We start from the raw sequence: 16,110 nt of genomic DNA, 5'->3' as shown, positions 1-16,110 counted from the left end.
CTAGCCTACGCACCGTTCGCCGCCGACAAGATCGCCCGCACGCTCGCCGTCGCCACGTCGGTGTCCAGCCCGCAGCCGAACAGGCTTTTGCCGTCCGCGGTGCGGCATTCGACGTAGGCGGCGGCCTGGGCGTCGCTGCCGTGGCCGATCGCGTGTTCCGAATAGTCCACGATGTCCATCAGCGGACCTCCTGACTCGGCCAGCGCGGCGATGACGCTGCTCATCAGGCCGTTGCCGCGGCCGCTGACGCTGCGCTGCGCTCCGTCGATGGTGAGCTTGCCGGCGAAGATGCGGTCGGCGTCGGCATGGCTTTCGGACCAGTCGACGAGCTGGAAGCGCTTGCCGCCGGTCGCGAGATAGGTCGCCTCGAACGCCTGCCAGATGTCGTCGGCGGCGAGTTCGCGGCTTGTCTCGTCGGCGAGCGCCTGGACGACGTGGCTGAAGCTCGCCTGCATCTTCTTGGGCAGTTTCAGGCCCTTGTCCTGTTCGAGCACCCAGGCGACGCCGCCCTTGCCCGACTGGCTGTTGACGCGGATCACCGCTTCGTAGCTGCGCCCGAGGTCGGCGGGGTCGATGGGGAGGTAGGGGACTTCCCAGCGTTCGTCATTCTGGCGTTCGCGCGCGGCGAAGCCTTTCTTGATCGCGTCCTGATGGCTGCCCGAGAAGGCGGTGTAGACCAGCTCGCCGCCATAGGGGTGGCGCGGGTGGACGGGCAGGTTGTTGCAATATTCGACCGTCTGGATGACCTCGTCGATGTTCGAGAAGTCGAGTTCGGGGTCCACGCCCTGCGTGTACATGTTGAGCGCGATGGTGACGAGGCAGGTGTTGCCGGTGCGCTCGCCATTGCCGAACAGGCAGCCCTCGACGCGGTCGGCGCCCGCGAGCAGGCCCAATTCGGCCGCCGCGACGCCGGTGCCGCGGTCGTTGTGGGTGTGCAGCGATATGATCGCACAGTCGCGGTTCGGCAGGTTCTTCGCGAAATATTCGATCTGGTCGGCGTAGATGTTCGGCGTCGCCGCCTCGACCGTCGCGGGGAGGTTGAGGATGATCGGATTTTCGGCGGTGGGGGCGAGGATGTCCATCACCGCCTCGCACACCTCGATGCTGAAATCGAGCTCGGTCGTCGAGAAGCATTCGGGGCTGTACTGGAAGCGCCAGTCGGTGCCGGGCAGGCGCGCGGCGTTGTCGCGGAGCTGTTTCGCGCCGTCGATCGCGATCTGTTTGATCTCGTGCGGCTCCATGCCGAAGACGATCTTGCGCCACGCGGGCGCGACCGCGTTGTAGACGTGGACGATCGCACTCTTCGCGCTAGGCGAGGCTGTCGAAGCTGGTGCGGATCAGGTCGGCGCGGCTCTGCGTCAGCACCTGCGGGGTGACGTCGCCGGGGATGCGGCCGGTGCGGACGAGGTTCTGGATATAGTCGAAATCGGTCGCGCCGCTGGCGGGGAAGCCGACCTCGATCTCCTTGAGCCCGATGCGGACGAGCATGTCGAAGAAGCGCGTCTTCTTTTCGGCGTCCATCGGGTCGATCAGCGACTGGTTGCCGTCGCGCAGATCGGTCGAGAGCCAGATCGGGGCGCGGGTGATCGTGCGGCCGGGCCATTCGCGGTTCGCCAGGGGAACCTGCGGAAAGGCGTTATATTTGACCGAAGGGTCGCGGAGCATGGTCATGGGACTGGTTTCTTCTGCGAATGGTTGCGTTATGTGTCGATCGGACCCTTGGGCGGGTGGCCGCGATCAGGGCGCAGCCGAGGTCACGCCCAAGGGCGTGTAAGTCGCAGAAGAAGGAGGGCGTTGCCGCGCATGGGCGCCCCAATGATGCAAAATGTCGCGCTTGGCAAGAGGGCGATCAGAAAATGTCGCCGGACCGCGCAGGGGCTTTGCGGTCCGGCGCAGGGGGTATGAGGCGAACGGGGCGTCAGGCGGCCTCGCTGTCCGCATCATCCGCGGTTTCGGCGTCGTCATCGTCGTCGTCGTCGTCTTCGGCCTCGTCCTCGAGTTCGAAGACCTCTTCCTCGATCATATTGTCGATGGCGTGGACGCGCACGCCGATCAGCCAGTCCTCGAGCGGACCTTCCCACGCGGCCTCGACCGGCGTGAGGGCGTCGGCGGCGGCTTCTGCCGGCCGATCGCCGACGAGGTCGAAGTCCTGGAAACCATCCTCGGGCGGGTCGATGTAGATATGCGCCTCGAGCCGGACGTTGGTCCAGTCGGCGGTCGGGGCGAGGCCTTCGGCCTCGACGGTCAGTTGCGGATTCTCCTCGTCGTCGACGACAAAGGCGTTCACCTCGACGATTTCGCGTACCAGCTCGCTCATCACATAAGCTCCTGCGGGAAGGGGAGGGGCAAGCGGCCCCGCCCCGATTCCTACACGGCGCGTGTGACAGTTCGGGGGGCGGTCAGCCCTTGACCCAGCCGACCTTCGGATCGTTGAAATCGACGATATCGGCGAGCTCCCAGACATTGGGATAGCCGTAGCCGACGAGGTTGATGAAGGTCTGGATATTGAGCGCGAGCTGGCGCGACTTGACCGGCACCGGGCTGCGGTTGTTCGAGAAATTATTGTTGCAATAGATGAGGATGGGGCGGTTCGGATCGTCGCCGATCACCGCCGCGAGGCTTTCCGCGGTGAAGTCGGTGAGCGGCAGGTTGACCGCGCCCGCGATATGGCCGCGCTGGAAGGCGTCCTTCGAGCGGGCGTCGAGGAGCAGGGTGCCGGGCTTCGCGGCTTCGGCCTTGAAGGCGTCGAAGGTCAGCAGCGCCTCAGCGCGCTGCGGCGCGACGGCGGCGGTCAGTTTCTGGAAGCCGGGATAGTCGATCTGGGGGTTGGCAGGGGCCGGCTGTGGTCTGTGCCAGCGCGGGGGCGGCGAACAGGGCGGCGGCGAGCAGCAGGGTCTTGCGCATGATGATCCTCCCTCTGGACGCGAGGGAGGTTAGGCGCGGTGCGATGGACGGGGGATGAACCGCAAACCGTCGTCATTGCGAGCGGAGCGAAGCAATCCAGAGCAGCTGTAAACCGCTCTGGATTGCCGCGTCCCCCGGATCAAGTCGGTGGTTATTCCTTTCCGACAAGGGACCGCTCCCCGGCGAAAGCCGGGGTCCACGCGGCGCGGCGCTGGGCCATCTGGACCCCGGCTTTCGCCGGGGAACACACCGCTACTTGTCTCAACGATATAAACCCCGATCAAGTCCGGGGTCCTCGCAATGACGAGCGGGATTACTGCTTTTCGAACGCCGCGTGGATTTCGAGTTCGACCTCGTCGCTGACCGCGGGGATGCCGAAGGCGATGCCGAAATCGCTGCGCTTGATCGTCGCTTCGGCGTTGAAGCCGACGGTCGCCTTCTTGTTGAAGGGATTGTCGCCAGGCGCCGTGGAAATCGACGTCGAGGGTGACGGGCCGGGTCACGCCGTTCAGCGTCAGGTTGCCGGTGACCTTGGCCTCGTCGCCGTCCTCGTCGACGACGACGCTGGTCGAGACGAATTTGGCGTCGGCGGGGGCCGAGCCGAAGAAGTCGGGCTTGCCGCCGTCCTTGCCGTCGCGCAGCAGATGGCCGGTCAGGCCGGCGCTGGCGGTGGTGACCTTGGCGACGGGGATCGTCACCTCGACCTTCGACGCCGCGGGGTTGGCGGGGTCGAGTATGAGCGTGCCGGTGACGTCGCCGAAGATGCCCGAATATCGGCTGAAGCCGAAATGATCGACTTCCCACACGACCAGCGTGTGGCCGGGGTCGGCGGCATAGGTGCCGGCGGCGACGCGGCTCTTGTCGGGGGCGCCCGGAGGGCCGCTCTGCTGGGCGATGACGGGGACCGCGACGATGGCGGCGACGGCGACGAGGGGGAGGGCGTAGCGCATGGGGGACTCCGTGCTGGATGCGGGAGCGTCAGGCTAGGCCAGTGGCGGGGGCGGCGTCAATCGGCCGCGCGGAAACACAGCGTTTCCGTTGTCTTACCGCGTCGAGCGCCGCTCGGCGAACCACTGGCGGAGCATCGCGCCGGTGCAGCCGGTGTAGCCGTAGCTGCCGACCGCCGAGCAGCTGTTCGGGCGGTTCAGGCGTGCGATGTCGTCGTGCGCCTCGACCGTCGCGCCCCAGGCCGCGCCGCCGCCGGCATCGTCTTCGCGCAGTTCCTCGCGCAGTTCCTTGGGCACGCGGTAGCGGTCGGCCTCGGGCTCCTGCGCGCAGACGACGATCTCGTCGCCCTCGGCCTCGGGGCATTCGTCGTTGCCATAGGCGATGAGGAAGGAGAATTTTTCGGGCGGGGTCGAGGATTGCGCGAGGTCCGCGTCCTGCGCGCGCACGGGCGCGGCGAAGGCCAGCGCGGCGAGCAACGGGAGCAGGAGGCGGGTTGGTGTCTTCATCGCGTCATTCCCTCGAACGGTCACCATCCCCATTCGGTTGCTTATAGCATGAAGATGAACGGGAGCCGAACCTGTATGGGCGATCGGGGTGGATTGGCGGATGATTCCCGCGCCGTCGCCCCCGCGAAGGCGGGGGCCGTTGGCCGCCTTGCTCGGCCGTGCGGTGCAAACCGATGGCGGCCCCCGCCTTCGCGGGGGCGACGTCCTGTTGCGCCCGGAACCGGTCAACGGCTCGCCGAACCGCTCAGTTGATCCCGTCGCCGATCAGCGAGAAGGGCGCCCAGGCGCTGGGGTGCGACCAGCTGCGGACGATGTCGTCGGCGCGCGGGTCGTCGCGGATCGCCTTCTCGGCGGCCCGCAGCGCCTCGGCGCGCGACAATTCGGGGTTGGCGCGCATCAGTTCGAAGAGCTTGACCGTGAGCACCGCGGCGACATCGTCGCGCACCGGCCAGTGCGAGGCGAGCAGGCTTTCGGCACCGGCGAAGAAGAAGGCGCGCGCGAGCCCCGACAGGCCCGGCGCGCCCTGGCTGCCGTCGCCCGCGGCGGTGTTGCACGCCGACAGGATCACCCAGCGCGCGCCGAGGCGCAGCTTCGCGACCTCGCTGGCGGTGAGCAGGCCGTCGTCGGCGGCGCTGGCGCTGGCGGGCGGGGTAAAGACGAGGCCGGGTTCGGCAACGCCGCTGACCTCGCCCGCGACGAGGCCGTGGGTGGCGAGGAAGAGCACCGACAATCTGGCGAGATCGCGATGCTTGAAATTCTCCTCGGTCGCGGCGGCGGCGAGGAAGAGCTTCGCCTGTTTCGCGCCGAGCAATTGCTGCATCGCCTTGAGTTCGGTTTCGGTCCCCGGCAGGCGCGCGAGCTTGCGCAGCGCGGCGGGATCGGCGAGCGCGGGGGCGTCGCCATAGGCGGGCTGCAATCCGGCGCTGACCGAGAGGTAGGCGCCGCTGCGCGTGCCGCGCTTGCGCCCGCCGGGGCCGCCGCGCGTCCGCGCTTCGCCGTCGAGCAGCGGATCGCCGAAGCCGATCATGTCGGTGCCCGCGCCGGCGCGGTTGCGGCTGCCAACGGCGCGCAGTAGCTGGAGCGATTGCAGCGAGGGAAGCTGGAGCAGTGCCGCCTTGTCGGCGAACCAGGGCGTCGCGCGCAGCACCGCCGGGTCGCCGTCGGCGCCGGTGGGCGCGGCGGTGACGAGGATGCCGAGCGGCAGCGACGAGATCGCGCCGGTCGAGGCGGTGAACAAGTGCCGTTTTTGGGCCAGCATCGGTTCGAGCGGGGCGATCAGCGCCCGATAGACTTTCCACGCGGTGGTGCGGTCATAGGGGGTGTCGCCTTCGCCCTCCTGTTCCCAGCGCGTCTCTTCTTCGGGGGTGACGTCGATATCGGCGCCGACGTCCCACAGCAGGCGGCGGACATGCGCGCCCAATTGCGCCTCGGTCATGTCGCTGCGGTGCCAGTCGAGCCCGTCGTGGGTGACGACGACGCTGTGGGTGCCGAGCGGGGTCGGGACGATGAGCAGCACCGCCTCGTCGGGGGCGAGCAGCGCCTGCGCCTGCGCGAGGGTCAGCGCCTGCGGGCGGACGAGTTCGAAATAGCCGGGCGAGGCGGCGGCGATTTGCTGGTCGATGCCCGAACGGTCGAAATTCAGCCGCTGCCGGGCGTCGAAATTGAGGCGGAGCAGGCGCTGCCGTTCGCCCTCGTCGGCGGCGAAGATGGTGCGCGATTCCTCTTCGAGCCTGACGATCTCTGCGTCGATGGCGCGGCGCCGGTCGAGCAGCGGGGCGACGCCCGCCTGCGCGAGGGTGCGTTCGGCGGCGGCCTTGGCGACGGCGCGGCTGGTGGTGCCCATCTGCGCTTCCTGCAATGCGAGAAAGGCCTCTTCCTTCGCCGCGGCGTCGCGCTCGTTCGCGGCCCACAGCGCGTCGGAGAAGAGCAGGAAATAGCTGTCGTAGCGGCGGCCGAGGTTGAGCAGGAAAGTGTCGTCGATCGCCATCTCGTACCCCGCCTCGTCGAGGCGCGAGAAGCCGAAGGAGCGGCGCCAGGCGCGCTTGCCGGTCGCGGCATGGCGCGCGTCGGCGAGCGCGAGCGCGGGGTCGCCGCCGGTTTCGAGGCGAAGCTGGGCGAGGTCGGCCTTGAGCTCGTTGAGCTTGGCCGTGCGGATCGTTGAGCGCGCCGAGACCCGAGGCGAGCAGCCCGGCACGCACCGGATCGGCATAGATATCGCTCTTGTCGTTGGCGGGGGCGGCCAGAATCTCCGACAGGATCGCGATTGCGTCGGCCTTGCGGTCCTGCTTGATCAGCCAGTCGCTGAGATAGGAGAGGGTGCTGAGGGTGCGGAAATCGTCGTCGGGATGGCTAGGCGCGGACGGCGGCGAGCGCGCGGCGGAAATAATCTTCGGTCGCCGCCTTGTCGTCGGTATATTGGAGTTCGAGCGCGACCTCGCGCAGCGCGTCGGCATATTCGACCGACGTTTCGCCATGCCGGGTCCGTTCGAGTTCGGCCTTTTCCTTTCGCACCGCGGCACGCTGGTCGTAGTGGAAATAGGCGAGGTCCGAATAGCGTTTGTCGAGTTCGGCGAGCTTCGCCTCATAATCCTGGCCGCTTTCGAGATCGCCGACGAGGCGCGCGAGGCCGAGCGGTTCGAGCAATGCGATCGCGGCATCGCGTTCGCCCGCCGCGACGGCGGTCTTGGCGAAGTCGGCGGCGAGTTCGTCGAAGCTCTCGCGGTAATTGCGGTCGAAATAGCCGGCATTGTCGGCCTTGCCGCGCGCATAGACGGGTTCGGCGCCGAGGACCGGCAGCCATCGGGCGTCGAGCGCGCGGGCGGCGGCGGAATCGCTCTTCTTCAGCGCGCCGCGGTAGGCGAGATAGTCGCCGAGCAGCAGGCCGTCGGCGCGGCAATCCTCGTCGGCGCAGGCGGCGAGGGCTTCGAGCCGGGGAAGGATGCCCTGACGCAGGATCGCGAGCCCCTCGGCATCCTTGCCGAGCGCGAAGAGCAGCCGCGCGTAGCTGTCCATGAACTGGCGGCGCTTGTCGGCGGCGCGGTCGCATTTCGTACCCCAGGTCTCGGTCTCGCACCCCGCCCAGCGCGGCTCGAAGCGCGCGATGGTCGCGTCGAAGATCGCCAGCGCCTCGTCCTTTCGTCCAAGGTCGAGCAGCAGCTGGGTGTAGCCGAGCAGGTAATCGCCGAGGGCGGCCTCGTCGTTGGTGCAGCCGTGGACGAGCGTGCCCGCCGCTACCTTTTCGCGGCGGCCGCAGCCATAGGCCTCGTCGGCGGCGGCATCGATGAATTCGCGGTAGGGGACGAGCGCCTCTTCCTTGAAGCCGTTGATCGACAGCGCGATGGCATAGTCGCGTTTGGCGAAGCGCGTCGCATAGGCGGTGGGGCCATGGACGCGGGTGAGGATGGCGACCGCGCGTTCGAGTGCCGCCTGCGCTTCGGTCGAGCGGCCGAGCGAGATTGAGGTCGGTGGCGTGGACGCGGAGTTGCTCGGCATAGGGGCCGCTGTCCTCGCCATATTGTTTCGCGATCAGTTTCAACAACTCTTCGCCGAGCGCGGGGCGGCGGTCGAAGGGGGCCTTCAGGATTTCGTCGCGCTTGGCGGCGATCGCGGGATCTTCGGGCGGCGTCTGGGCGTGGAGCGGTACGGAGGACAGGAGCAGGGCCGCAAGCAGCAGCGCGAGCGCCATGATCCGGTTCCCGCGTATCGTTTTGCCCATCGCCAACCCCCCGTCGTCATTTCCTAACGGCGATCAGGGGCTTGGGCAATGCGCCGTCAGCGTTCCATGCGAAAGACGATCGACAGCCGCACCGTCTGGGTCACGTCGGTCGAGGGTGTCGGCGGCTTCGGCGGACCGAGGCGGGCATGGGGCGCGGGGAGGATATCTTCATAATCTCTCCCACGTCATTGCGAGGAGCCGAAGGCGAGGCGGCTCCGGGTAGTGTCTCAGTTTGAATTTTACGCCGGTTCTTCCAAATACAGCGATGGCATGAAGGCGACGGCCTTCCCGACACTGTTATAGACCGTTCGCGGAAGAGGGCACGTTAATAGCTGGCCTAGGGTGAGTTCCTTGCGATCCGGGATCAAATTGCCAAGGTCGCGGGCCTCACCAGCGCGACCGGGAGGGAATATGAGCGATAGCGGCACGCCAAGGCCGTTTATCATCTTCGCGGTGGGAACTTGATCGCTATCTGCGGTCACAAGGATCAGCCGTTCAGCATTGCCCGCTATCGCATCCCGCACCATCTCAATTCCGATGGCGACGTCGGTCTGCTTTTCTTCGCGAAAAGGGCAAGTGCGATCATGCTTATAGCATATGCGATTTGATCGCTTGAAATTGCCCTCGATTGGCGTGACGCCGACAGCTCGGAGAGCGGCTAGAAAATTCTTATGCCTCCGCTGCTTAGCTTGGTCGTAGGGCCAAATAGCAGTGAAGAAATTTACTTTCTCAAGAACTTCGCCCGGTCTAATATGCTGTTCGCACAACTTCCATATATTCAGCCACTTTAAAGCCGGTTGCTCCAGCTTTTCAATAGCGTGATACAAGTTGAACCCGTCTATGTAGACTATGACTCTGTTCATGTGGGCCTTGACATATCAGCAAGTTTTAGGTAAGAAAAGTGCATTCACCCGGTTGGCACCGGCCTTCCGGAAAGGGGGGCTAAGCCGTAAGGTTGGCCCCCCTACTCATTTCAGCTTTTGCGCTTTTTATAGGGTCCACGCTTTGCGGGAGGCGCCGCCATCGCGTCGATCTTCGCCACAATATCATCCAGCGACCAAAGGCGGTCGGTAATGCCAGCGGCCATCGCCGGGGTAACGCGAAGCGTCTTATGGATGCGGCAGAAGTTGTAGAACGCGAAATACAGCGCCAGCGCGTGAATGTGATTGTCGAGCTTCTTTGAGAAGGCGTTAGTCAGTCGCGTGAAGCGGCGGTTTTGCATCCGGATCGAAAGGTTCATGCGCTCGATGTGCGACGTGCTGACGTGGGCAATGTCGGGATTGCCTTCCACGCGCCGCTTCTTGATGCCGGTGCATTCTGCGGGGCTGTAGCGGACTTCGCTGCCCTTACCGCCTTCGCTGCCATAGAGCTTCACAAGCTGCGCATAATCGACGTCAGCGCCGAACGCGCCTTCGACCGCTTCAAGATATGCCTTGTGGCCGTCAGTCGTGAGCTGGACACGATTGGAGAGGCGGTCGCGAAGGTCGTCCATCAGGATCATCGCGCTTTCCGCGCCACGGTCGCCGACGAAATAGGACACCATCAGTTTTGTGTCGCTGTCGATAGCGGTCCACGTCCAGACGTCACCGGCGCCGGACGGCGCGGCCTTCGCGTCCGCGACATTCTTCTGCTTCGCGTAGCAGAACGACCAAATCTCGTCGCACTGGATGCGGGAAGCCTTCACATTGCGAACATGCTCATCGTGAAGGGCGAGGCACGCTTCGCCAGCCTCGATAAGCAGCTTCGACACCGTGTTGATCGACACATCAGCAATGCGGCTGATCGACCGCATCGACGAGCCTTCGCAGAGCATTGCGAGGATTTGGGTGCGCTTGGCGAGGGGCAGCTTGTTCATGCTCATTTTAATATGAACTTTTATGCTTAGTGTAAAGCAAAAAGTGCACACGAAAAGGCCCGCACACTCTTTGCGAGGCGCGGGCCAATGTCAGTCCGGCGATATGGGCTTAAATGGCGTCCATCAGCCTATATTCCGGTTCGTCATCGTCATTATCCGCGCGAGGCTTAGCAATGCCCCGCGAGAATCGCAGCACAATTTCATCGTCCACGTCATGGGCGCAAATTGGCTGGTCATCGAAAATCTTGTCCAAAAGATTTTCGATCTTCTTCTTAGCTTTGCTGCTCTCAATTTTGTGATGCTTGATCGCAGTCTTGAAAAACAAGAGACGCAGAAGCTTATCCCCGCCGCCAGACAGGGCAAGCTTGCCTGCTTCGCACTTCGACAAATGTTCGGGCGTTACATCAATTCCCTTAGCAACCTCCTTTTGCATCAGCCCGACAGCTTTACGCAGAAACTTAATATCTGCGCCAAAAAGCTTCCGCGGATGCATAATCCGAGAAAGGACAACCATCCGCAGCAACCCATCAGGGTCCGGGATGGTGTAGCTCAAAACTTCACCCGTCGCCTTGTCAGAAACGACCTTCACGCATTTATTCAGTATAACTTTAAACGGCGCTCCAAGGTCAGTTGCCTCAAACTGATCGACAACATGGGCGATACTTCCATGCGTGTTGATCATAATACTTCACCTCTTCTCCTTCACCACCAGAATTTCTAGCAGTTCAACGTCACATTCACAGGAAATGACCGCCACGGTCAGTTCGAGTTCGATCCCCTCGACCGTTTCGCCCCGAACGTCCCAAAGGCCGCGCCTGTCCAGCATATCGCTCCGCACCACGCGGCCGTTCATAAGAATGAAGGTCACGTCCGGAATCGTCACGCCCAAGGCGCGCATATCTGCCGCCCCCTTACGCGAGACGGTCAGGCTGTAGATGCCGGTGCCAAAGACACCGTTGATAAACTCGGTTTCAAACGCGTATTCGCTTTCGGCGGCAGCCATAGTTGGTCCTTCCTGGGAGACTGTCCCGCCCCGCTAGGCCAAACTTGTCAAAATGTCAAGTGCCTTGGCAAAATGACAAGTTACTTGCCCCATCGCTTTTCAGCGGCCTTGCGCGCAATCTCTGCTCGCCGCTCTGGCGTCATATTCGCCGCACGCGCCTTGCCGCCCTTACTTCCGAGCGCAGCGGCGGCGCTTTTCACGTCGTCGCGCTCGTCCTCAATCTCGCCGGTCGCGATCTTGCCGATCATCACGGCGAGGCCAATGGCGTCGGCGGGCCGCTTTTCTCCACGGGGTCCTTTAGGCATTACAGATCTATCTCTATTTTGGTCGCCAACTTGGCGATCGTCGCATCGAATGACTCTTGTATATCCACCAGCTCTATCTTGCTGGCGTCCGCGGCTCGGATGGCGTCTGCCGCTTCGCGGACAGATTTGGCACCCGAGACGCGGAAGATTGCGATACTGTCGAACTCGCCATCGTATGTCTGATGCCGGCCTTGGTTGAGCCGAGCTTGTGCTGCGGTCAGCGACTCAAAGATTTTGATATCGACCTTGCCATCGACCATAATGCGGACGCCATACATGCGCTGTCCTCCGTGCTTTCCGCTAAGCATATAGGCCCTTCGCGGCCGGATTGCCACCGGAGCGGGATTCAAAATTCAAACTGAGACACTACCCGGCTCCGGAATGGGCGTAAACTCGCTCTGGATTGCTCCGCCCGGCTTTCGCCGGGGTCGCAATGACGGAGTTTAGGGCCGCAAGGCCCGGCATTCCTCGGCGGTCAGGCGGTGCGGCGCCGCGATCGGTGCGAGCGTCGCGGCGTCGAACAGCACGCAGCGGCGGCGGTCGCCCGAGATCATGTCGCGGACCATGCGCGTGAAGAAGCGGCGCATCAGCCGGACCATGCTCATCTTCGGCAATGCGCTGGTGTCGCCGATGCCGTCCCCGGTGAACAGATGGCCGAGCGGCGGGCCGACCAGCGCCGCGCGCTTCGCCGGGTCGCAGGCGGCGAGCTGGGTCGTGATGTAGGGAATCCGGCCATTCGCATAAGTGTTGAACAGCGGCATGCCGCAGCAGGATGCATACCAGCGCAGCGTCGGCTTGTCGGTCAGATGGAGACAGGCGAGCCGGTCGCGGCCGGTGTCGATGCGCAGGCGCGCGCAGCGCGACTGGTAGAGCGCGCTGCCGCCGTGCGTGTCGAGTACCCGGCCGAGCGTGGCCGAGATGGCGTGTCAGCCGCTGGCAATCGGTGCAATGACATATGACATGGTCGCCCTGGCCGGGGCCGACGTCGAGCAGCGTTCCGGAAACGGCGCCGCATTGGCAGGCGAAGGCGAGGTCGGAGGATGCCATCGCCCGTTATTAGAGCATGGTCTTCAGGTAATGAAGGCCTGTGTCCCCGCGAAGGCGGGGACCCATCTCCTGCCGAGCTGGAAATGACGCCGACCGGAGATGGGCTCCCGCCTTCGCGGGAGCACGGCCTTTGGGTCGGGCACGGTGACCGTGCTGCCGCCGTCAGTTCTTCGACTTGTCGACGAGCTGGTTCTTGGCGATCCACGGCATCATCGCGCGCAGCCTGGCGCCCGTCTGTTCGATCGGGTGGGCGGCGGCGGCCTTGCGGCTCGCCTTCAGCTCGGGCTGGCTAGGCCTGGTTGTCGAGCACGAAGTCCTTCACGAAGCGGCCCGACTGGATGTCGGCAAGGACGCGCTTCATTTCCTTCTTGGTCTCGTCGGTGATGATGCGCGGACCCGTTTTGATATCGCCATATTCGGCGGTATTCGAGATCGAATAGCGCATGTTTGCGATGCCGCCTTCATAGAGGAGGTCGACGATCAGCTTGGTTTCGTGGAGGCATTCGAAATAGGCCATTTCGGGCGCATAGCCCGCCTCGACCAGCGTCTCGAACCCCGCCTGGATCAGGTGGGTGATGCCGCCGCACAGCACCGCCTGCTCGCCGAAGAGGTCGGTTTCGCACTCTTCCTTGAAGGTCGTTTCGATGATGCCGCTGCGGCCGCCGCCGACGGCGCTGGCGTAGGAGAGGGCGAGCGCCTTGGCATAGCCGTTGCCCGACGCGCCCGCGCCCTGCGCTTCCTGCGCGACCGCGATCAGGCAGGGGACGCCGCCGCCTTTCTGATATTCGCTGCGCACCGTGTGGCCGGGGCCCTTGGGCGCAACCATGAAAACGTCGATGTCGGGACGGGCGTCGATCAGGCCGAAATGGATGTTGAGGCCGTGCGCGAAGGCGAGCGCGGAGCCGGGTTTCATGTTCGGGCCGATGTCGTCGGCGTAGATCTTCGCCTGATGCTCGTCGGGGGCGGCGATCATGATCACGTCGGCCCATTCGGCGGCCTCCTTGTTGGACAGCACCTTGAAGCCCGCGGCCTCGGCCTTCTTCGCGGTGGCCGAGCCGGGGCGGAGCGCGATCGCGACCTCGCGCACGCCGCTGTCGCGCATGTTCTGCGCGTGGGCGTGGCCCTGGCTGCCGTAGCCGACGACGGCGACCTTCTTGCCCTTGATCAGATCCTGGTCGGCGTCGCGATCGTAATAAACCTGCATGTCATTCTTCCCTATTTCTCTTTCGTCACCCCGGACTTGATCCGGGGTCCCGCTTCTCATCGTTGCTGAGCGGGACCCCGGATCAAGTCCAGGGTGACGATCGTTGAAGCGCAATTCGTAAACTCTAGACCGCCTCCGCGCCCCGGGCGATGGCGACGACGCCGGTGCGGCCGACCTCGACCAGCCCGCATTCGCGCATCAGCGCGATGAAGCGGTCGACCTTGTCGCTCGTCCCGGTGATCTCGAAGATGAAGCTGGTCAGCGTCGTGTCGACGACCTTGGCGCGGAACACGTCGGCGAGGCGCAGCGCCTCGATGCGTTTCTCGCCGGTGCCCGCGACCTTGACCAGCGCGATCTCGCGCTCGACATGCGCCCCGGCGTCGGCGAGGTCGACGACATTGTGGACGGGCACGAGCCGGTCGAGCTGCGCGATGATCTGGTCGATCACGGCGGGCGGGCCGGAGGTGACGATGGTGATCCGCGACAGCGCATGGTCGGCGCTGATGTCGGCGACGGTCAGGCTCTCGATATTATAGCCGCGCGCCGAGAACAGCCCGGTGATCTTGGCGAGGATACCCGCCTCGTTATCGACGGTCACGGCGAGCACATGACGCTCGCCCGCTTCGGTGGTGATTTTCATTAAAGCATACTCCCCCTCTCCCTCGACGGGAGAGGGTTGCGGAGACTTGCGAGCTTGCTCGCTAGTCGAAGCTGGGAGAGGGTGATGCGAGCCGAAGGCTCGCCCCCCTCTCTAAGACTTGCTAGGCGGCCCTTCGACAAGCTCAGGACCGCCAAGCCAAGTCTTTTCTCCCCCGCAAGGGGGGAGAAGATGTTTCCGCGACGCCGCATCACACCAGCGCTTTCGCTTCGTCGTCCATCGTGCCGGTGACGTCGCTCGGCTGGAGGATCATGTCGGTGTGCGCGGCGCCGCTCGGGATCATCGGGAAGCAATTGGCGAGCTGGGCGACGCGGCAGTCGACGATCACCGGGCCCGGGGTCTCGATCATCGTGGCGATGCCGTCCTCCAGCTCGCCGAGCGTGTCGATGCGCAGCCCGGTCCAGCCATAGGCGCCCGCCAGCTTCACGAAATCGGGCAGGCTGTCCGAATAGCTGTTCGAATAACGGCTCTCGTAGGTCAGTTCCTGCCACTGGCGGACCATGCCCATCCACTGGTTGTTGAGGATGAAGATCTTCACCGGCAGGCGGTACTGGCTGACCGTCCCCATTTCCTGGATATTCATCTGGAGCGAGGCTTCGCCCGCGATGCAGATGACGAGCCGGTTCGGGTGCGCGATCTGCGCGCCGACCGCGGCGGGGAAGCCGTACCCCATGGTGCCGAGCCCGCCGCTGGTGAGCCAGCGGTTGGGGGCCGAGAAGCCGAAATGCTGCGCCGCCCACATCTGGTGCTGGCCGACCTCGGTGGTGATGATCGGATCGCGGCCGCGCGTCGCGTCGAACAGCGCCTTGACCGCGCGCTGCGGCATGATCTCCGCCTGCGGCTCTTTCTTTTCGGGGAAGTCGAGGCAGCGCGTCGCGCGCCAGCCGTCGATGCGGCGCCACCATTCGCCATAGTCGCGCGCCTTGTGCCCCGCCTCCTGCCAGGCGGCGATCAGCGCGTCGAGCGCGCGGCCGGCATCGCCGACCACCGCGACGTCCACCGGGACGATCTTGTTGATCGAGCTGCGGTCGATGTCGATGTGGATCTTCTTCGCCTCGGGCGCGAAGGCGTCGAGGCGGCCGGTCACGCGGTCGTCGAAGCGCGCGCCGACCGCGACGATCAGGTCGGCGCGGTTCATCGCCATATTGGCCTCGAAGGTGCCGTGCATGCCGAGCATGCCGAGCCACTTCGGATCGTCCGAGGGGAAGGCGCCGAGCCCCATCAGCGTCGAGGTGATCGGTGCGCCGGTCAGCGACACCAGCTGGCGCAGCGCGGCGCTGGCATCGGGGCCGGCGTTGATGACGCCGCCGCCGGTGTAGAAGATGGGGCGCTCGGCCGCCACGATCAGCGCCATGGCCTGTGCGATCGCGTCGGCGTCGGGTTCGACCTGAGGGCGATAGCTCTTGTGCGCGATCTTTTCGGGGATGACGTAGTTGCCCGTCGCGACCTGCACATTCTTGGGGATGTCGATCACGACGGGGCCGGGGCGGCCGTGGGTCGCGATATAGAAAGCCTCGTGCAGGATCGGGCCGAGGCGTTCGGGGTCCATCACGAGATAGTTGTGCTTCGTGCAGTGGCGCGTGATGCCGACGGTGTCGCATTCCTGGAACGCGTCGGTGCCGATCAGCGCGGTCGACACCTGGCCGGTGAGCACGACCATCGGGATCGAGATCCATCAGCGCGTCGGTGATGCCGGTGACGGCATTGGTCGCGCCGGGGCCGGAGGTGACGAGCACGACGCCGGGCTTTCCGGTCGAGCGCGCATAGCCCTCCGCCGCGTGGGTCGCCGCCTGTTCGTGGCGGACGAGGATGTGCTTGATCGTCGGATGCTTGAAGAGCGCGTCGTAGATCGGAAGCACCGCACCGCCCGGATAGCCGAACACCGTGTCGACCCCGAGGTCGACCAGCGCCTGAACCACCATGTCGGCACCACTCATTTCCGTCACGACTTTACTCCTTTCCTCG

General features: G+C 64.9%; 16 protein-coding genes and 4 pseudogenes. 1 reads left to right on the top strand and 19 read right to left on the bottom strand.

The window, feature by feature from the left end:
* Nucleotides 1-5: 5 nt before the first annotated feature.
* The 9 genes and pseudogenes from leuA to N0A20_RS09950 all read right to left on the bottom strand — a co-directional run bounded on the left by leuA (nucleotide 6) and on the right by N0A20_RS09950 (nucleotide 7,850).
* Nucleotides 6-1,671 (bottom strand): annotated as a pseudogene (leuA, locus tag N0A20_RS09985) (2-isopropylmalate synthase).
* A 247-nt stretch (nucleotides 1,672-1,918) separates the two neighbouring features.
* On the bottom strand, nucleotides 1,919-2,317 hold the full coding sequence (locus tag N0A20_RS09980; RefSeq protein WP_260583777.1) for a hypothetical protein: 399 nt from the start codon (nucleotides 2,315-2,317) through the stop codon (nucleotides 1,919-1,921).
* A gap of 82 nt (nucleotides 2,318-2,399) precedes the next feature.
* Entirely contained in the window at nucleotides 2,400-2,756 is a 357-nt protein-coding gene (locus tag N0A20_RS09975; protein WP_260583888.1) for a rhodanese-like domain-containing protein, read from the bottom strand.
* A gap of 7 nt (nucleotides 2,757-2,763) precedes the next feature.
* The gene (locus tag N0A20_RS09970; RefSeq protein WP_260583775.1) at nucleotides 2,764-2,904 is read right to left on the bottom strand and encodes a hypothetical protein; all 141 of its coding nucleotides are present in this window, start codon (nucleotides 2,902-2,904) and stop codon (nucleotides 2,764-2,766) included.
* A gap of 313 nt (nucleotides 2,905-3,217) precedes the next feature.
* Nucleotides 3,218-3,289 (bottom strand): hypothetical protein, encoded by a 72-nt coding sequence (locus N0A20_RS20110; RefSeq protein ID WP_409574787.1) that lies wholly within the window; start codon nucleotides 3,287-3,289, stop codon nucleotides 3,218-3,220.
* 139 nt (nucleotides 3,290-3,428) lie between these two features.
* Nucleotides 3,429-3,854 (bottom strand): annotated as a pseudogene (locus N0A20_RS09965) (YceI family protein); the annotation flags it as partial.
* A gap of 93 nt (nucleotides 3,855-3,947) precedes the next feature.
* Nucleotides 3,948-4,358, bottom strand: a complete 411-nt coding sequence (locus tag N0A20_RS09960) for a hypothetical protein (protein ID WP_260583773.1) — start codon at nucleotides 4,356-4,358, stop codon at nucleotides 3,948-3,950.
* Between the two features lie 244 nt (nucleotides 4,359-4,602).
* Nucleotides 4,603-6,567: a CHAT domain-containing protein gene (locus N0A20_RS09955; RefSeq protein ID WP_260583770.1), complete on the bottom strand. Its 1,965-nt coding sequence runs from the start codon at nucleotides 6,565-6,567 to the stop codon at nucleotides 4,603-4,605.
* Nucleotides 6,568-6,707: 140 nt separating this feature from the next.
* Complete coding sequence (locus N0A20_RS09950; protein WP_260583769.1) at nucleotides 6,708-7,850, bottom strand: hypothetical protein; 1,143 nt, start codon at nucleotides 7,848-7,850, stop codon at nucleotides 6,708-6,710.
* On the opposite strand from N0A20_RS09950, the gene N0A20_RS09945 reads away from it, so the two are divergent.
* On the top strand, nucleotides 7,828-8,100 hold the full coding sequence (locus N0A20_RS09945; RefSeq protein ID WP_260583768.1) for a hypothetical protein: 273 nt from the start codon (nucleotides 7,828-7,830) through the stop codon (nucleotides 8,098-8,100). The genes N0A20_RS09950 and N0A20_RS09945 overlap by 23 nt on opposite strands.
* Before the next feature lie 212 nt (nucleotides 8,101-8,312).
* Here N0A20_RS09945 and N0A20_RS09940 read toward each other — a convergent pair whose 3' ends face one another.
* The 10 genes and pseudogenes from N0A20_RS09940 to ilvB form a co-directional block, all read right to left on the bottom strand.
* On the bottom strand, nucleotides 8,313-8,936 hold the full coding sequence (locus N0A20_RS09940) for an NYN domain-containing protein (RefSeq protein ID WP_260581171.1): 624 nt from the start codon (nucleotides 8,934-8,936) through the stop codon (nucleotides 8,313-8,315).
* Nucleotides 8,937-9,046: 110 nt separating this feature from the next.
* Nucleotides 9,047-9,928, bottom strand: coding sequence for an IS1 family transposase (locus tag N0A20_RS09935; RefSeq protein ID WP_260581172.1), 882 nt, complete (start codon nucleotides 9,926-9,928; stop codon nucleotides 9,047-9,049).
* Between the two features lie 109 nt (nucleotides 9,929-10,037).
* Nucleotides 10,038-10,610 carry a helix-turn-helix domain-containing protein gene (locus N0A20_RS09930; protein WP_260581173.1) on the bottom strand — a complete coding sequence of 191 codons (573 nt, stop codon included), beginning with the start codon at nucleotides 10,608-10,610 and terminating at the stop codon, nucleotides 10,038-10,040.
* Nucleotides 10,611-10,616: 6 nt separating this feature from the next.
* Nucleotides 10,617-10,931, bottom strand: coding sequence for a hypothetical protein (locus N0A20_RS09925; RefSeq protein ID WP_260581174.1), 315 nt, complete (start codon nucleotides 10,929-10,931; stop codon nucleotides 10,617-10,619).
* 80 nt (nucleotides 10,932-11,011) lie between these two features.
* Nucleotides 11,012-11,179, bottom strand: coding sequence for a hypothetical protein (locus N0A20_RS09920; RefSeq protein WP_260581175.1), 168 nt, complete (start codon nucleotides 11,177-11,179; stop codon nucleotides 11,012-11,014).
* A 56-nt stretch (nucleotides 11,180-11,235) separates the two neighbouring features.
* Nucleotides 11,236-11,496, bottom strand: coding sequence for a hypothetical protein (locus N0A20_RS09915; RefSeq protein ID WP_260581176.1), 261 nt, complete (start codon nucleotides 11,494-11,496; stop codon nucleotides 11,236-11,238).
* A gap of 183 nt (nucleotides 11,497-11,679) precedes the next feature.
* Nucleotides 11,680-12,156 (bottom strand): DUF6151 family protein, encoded by a 477-nt coding sequence (locus N0A20_RS09910; RefSeq protein ID WP_260583887.1) that lies wholly within the window; start codon nucleotides 12,154-12,156, stop codon nucleotides 11,680-11,682.
* Nucleotides 12,157-12,445: 289 nt separating this feature from the next.
* A pseudogene (gene ilvC / locus N0A20_RS09905) lies at nucleotides 12,446-13,487 on the bottom strand (ketol-acid reductoisomerase).
* Nucleotides 13,488-13,611: 124 nt separating this feature from the next.
* Entirely contained in the window at nucleotides 13,612-14,127 is a 516-nt protein-coding gene (gene ilvN / locus N0A20_RS09900) for an acetolactate synthase small subunit (RefSeq protein ID WP_260583767.1), read from the bottom strand.
* Between the two features lie 208 nt (nucleotides 14,128-14,335).
* A pseudogene (gene ilvB / locus N0A20_RS09895) lies at nucleotides 14,336-16,091 on the bottom strand (biosynthetic-type acetolactate synthase large subunit).
* Between the last annotated feature and the right edge of the window lie 19 nt (nucleotides 16,092-16,110).

Source organism: Sphingopyxis sp. PET50 (assembly GCF_025244705.1).
In the GTDB taxonomy this organism is placed as follows: Bacteria; Pseudomonadota; Alphaproteobacteria; order Sphingomonadales; family Sphingomonadaceae; genus Sphingopyxis.
The sequence above is the reverse complement of the archived record's forward strand: the minus strand, read 5'-3'. Positions and strand labels throughout refer to the sequence as shown.

What these genes read in the sequence shown, in the direction of transcription:
- N0A20_RS09980 (WP_260583777.1), bottom strand. Translation starts at nt 2,317, where the DNA reads ATGAGCGAGCTGGTACGCGAAATCGTCGAGGTGAACGCCTTTGTCGTC.
- N0A20_RS09970 (WP_260583775.1), bottom strand. Translation starts at nt 2,904, where the DNA reads ATGCGCAAGACCCTGCTGCTCGCCGCCGCCCTGTTCGCCGCCCCCGCG.
- N0A20_RS09960 (WP_260583773.1), bottom strand. Translation starts at nt 4,358, where the DNA reads ATGAAGACACCAACCCGCCTCCTGCTCCCGTTGCTCGCCGCGCTGGCC.
- N0A20_RS09955 (WP_260583770.1), bottom strand. Translation starts at nt 6,567, where the DNA reads ATGCCGATCCGGTGCGTGCCGGGCTGCTCGCCTCGGGTCTCGGCGCGC.
- N0A20_RS09950 (WP_260583769.1), bottom strand. Translation starts at nt 7,850, where the DNA reads ATGCCGAGCAACTCCGCGTCCACGCCACCGACCTCAATCTCGCTCGGC.
- N0A20_RS09940 (WP_260581171.1), bottom strand. Translation starts at nt 8,936, where the DNA reads ATGAACAGAGTCATAGTCTACATAGACGGGTTCAACTTGTATCACGCT.
- N0A20_RS09935 (WP_260581172.1), bottom strand. Translation starts at nt 9,928, where the DNA reads ATGAACAAGCTGCCCCTCGCCAAGCGCACCCAAATCCTCGCAATGCTC.
- N0A20_RS09930 (WP_260581173.1), bottom strand. Translation starts at nt 10,610, where the DNA reads ATGATCAACACGCATGGAAGTATCGCCCATGTTGTCGATCAGTTTGAG.
- N0A20_RS09925 (WP_260581174.1), bottom strand. Translation starts at nt 10,931, where the DNA reads ATGGCTGCCGCCGAAAGCGAATACGCGTTTGAAACCGAGTTTATCAAC.
- N0A20_RS09920 (WP_260581175.1), bottom strand. Translation starts at nt 11,179, where the DNA reads ATGATCGGCAAGATCGCGACCGGCGAGATTGAGGACGAGCGCGACGAC.
- N0A20_RS09915 (WP_260581176.1), bottom strand. Translation starts at nt 11,496, where the DNA reads ATGGTCGATGGCAAGGTCGATATCAAAATCTTTGAGTCGCTGACCGCA.
- ilvN (WP_260583767.1), bottom strand. Translation starts at nt 14,127, where the DNA reads ATGAAAATCACCACCGAAGCGGGCGAGCGTCATGTGCTCGCCGTGACC.